Genomic DNA, 1,916 nt, shown 5'->3' with positions numbered 1-1,916 from the left:
TACACAATACTCCATTAATATAGCCTGAATATGTAACATATTCACGGTTGTCCGCAACAAAATATGCATCATCTAAATAAGATGCGATATCCTTTACTCTTTTGGGATCTCCCGTTAAAATAACATAATCTCCAACACCATTTTCCTCTAATTGAGTATGATATTGTTTATTTGAACCTTCTGTGTAATCAATCATAATATATCCTAGAAAGATTGGAATTGTAAGTAGTAAACATTTGGATGAAACATTGTCGTATTAAAGCTATAAGCCTGACAATCATCATTTTCTCCATCCCAGTCATTATTCAATTTGGATAATAAATCATCGATTTCATCTTCATTCAAATCACTTGTCGCATAAAACTCCATGCAACCAGCTAAACTTGGCTGTAATCGACTTGGAGAATAAGACATCTTTGAACAAATTTCATTCAATGCTTTTTGAACAACTTCAACAACAGCATCATCTTCTTTGTCAACAACCACATGCAATCTTATCTTCATTATGCATTCACCTTATCTACTACATAATTACATAATTTTTTTAAGTTTGTATCATTAGACAAAGTGATAACTTTACCCAAACTTAAATTCAATGCTGCAATAACAGGTTCACCATTATCCATCAATACATTTAAAGTACCCGTAGTATTTTCGTAATATACATCAAACAAATAACTTTGTTTTCCGTTATCTTCTTTCTTTTCTCTTAAATCAAAATGGAAAGCATCCTTATTTTTTAAAATAATACGAACAGCTCCTGCTCCAGAGCTAGGAATTGATTTTGCCATAGAAACCTCCTACTTTTTATTAGCATCATATGTAAGCATAATGCCTAAATTCGCATAAATACTTAAATCTACATCCGCAACATCACAAGTCACATGAGCCTGCATACCTTCTAATTTTGGTAACATAGCTAATGCTTTCTTTGCATCTTCGCTATGCAAAGCAGAAACAGATAACGCAATTAAAATTTCATTTGAATGAAGTCTTGGATTTACCGAGCCAAGATATTCTGTTTTTAAGTTTTGGATAGGTAAAATAGCTTCTGGTGAAATTAAAACTTTCTTTTTATCAATTCCTGCAAGATGTTTTAATACATTCATTAAAACGGCTGAACAAGCACCCATTAAATTCGTTGTTTTTCCTGTAATAATTGTTCCATCATCTAATTCAATAGCACCAGAGAAAGAATGAGTTTGTTCTTCTTTTTTACGTGCAGCCACAACACAAGGACGATCTAATTCTGTAATACCCGCTTTGTTCATAACAACTTCTTGTTTTTGAACTTCTTCATATGAACATAGTTCATGAGCATATCTTGTTTTACTTACAAAATAACGACGAATGATTTCCTGGTTACTTGCATTACAACATGCTTCATCATCACTAATACATAAACCCGCCATATTTACACCCATATCTGTTGGACTTTGATAAGGACTTGAACCATATATTTCTTCAAAAATGTTCTTTAGGACAGGAAAAATTTCAATGTCACGATTATAGTTAACTGTTACTTCATTGTAAGCCTGTAAATGGAATGGGTCAATCATATTTACATCGGCCAAATCTGCAGTTGCAGCCTCATAAGCTAAATTAACAGGATGATTCAAAGGCAAATTCCAAATAGGGAACGTTTCATATTTTGCGTATCCAGCCTTAATGCCATGTTTATGTTCATGATATAACTGTGATAAACAAGTAGCCATTTTACCACTACCAGGACCAGGTGCTGTTACAACCACTAAAGGTCTTGTTGTCTTAACATAATCATTCTTTCCAAATCCAGAATCCGAAATGATTTTTTTAGTATCCGTAGGATATCCTTCAATAAAGTAGTGGAAATATACGTCAATTTTTCTACGTTTCAAACGAGCTTTAAATAAATCAACTGCTTTTTGACGATTGTA

At 32.7% G+C, this 1,916-nt stretch carries 3 protein-coding genes and 1 pseudogene; all 4 read right to left on the bottom strand.

Annotated elements, in window-relative coordinates; translation table 11 throughout:
* Positions 1-196 (bottom strand): annotated as a pseudogene (locus ACZQCL_RS04165) (uridine phosphorylase); the annotation flags it as partial.
* 8 nt (positions 197-204) lie between these two features.
* Positions 205-504 (bottom strand): hypothetical protein, encoded by a 300-nt coding sequence (locus ACZQCL_RS04160; protein WP_227993618.1) that lies wholly within the window; start codon positions 502-504, stop codon positions 205-207.
* A complete protein-coding gene (locus tag ACZQCL_RS04155) occupies positions 504-791 on the bottom strand; it encodes a hypothetical protein (RefSeq protein WP_118115009.1) in 288 nt (95 codons plus the stop codon). The genes ACZQCL_RS04160 and ACZQCL_RS04155 overlap by 1 nt, the downstream gene beginning before the upstream one ends.
* 9 nt (positions 792-800) lie before the next feature.
* Positions 801-1,916: DUF1846 domain-containing protein (locus ACZQCL_RS04150; protein ID WP_482481915.1), on the bottom strand; the 1,116-nt coding region annotated here is incomplete at its 5' end.

This window comes from Holdemanella sp. (assembly GCF_056804935.1).
This window is presented reverse-complemented; position numbering and strand designations above follow the sequence as displayed.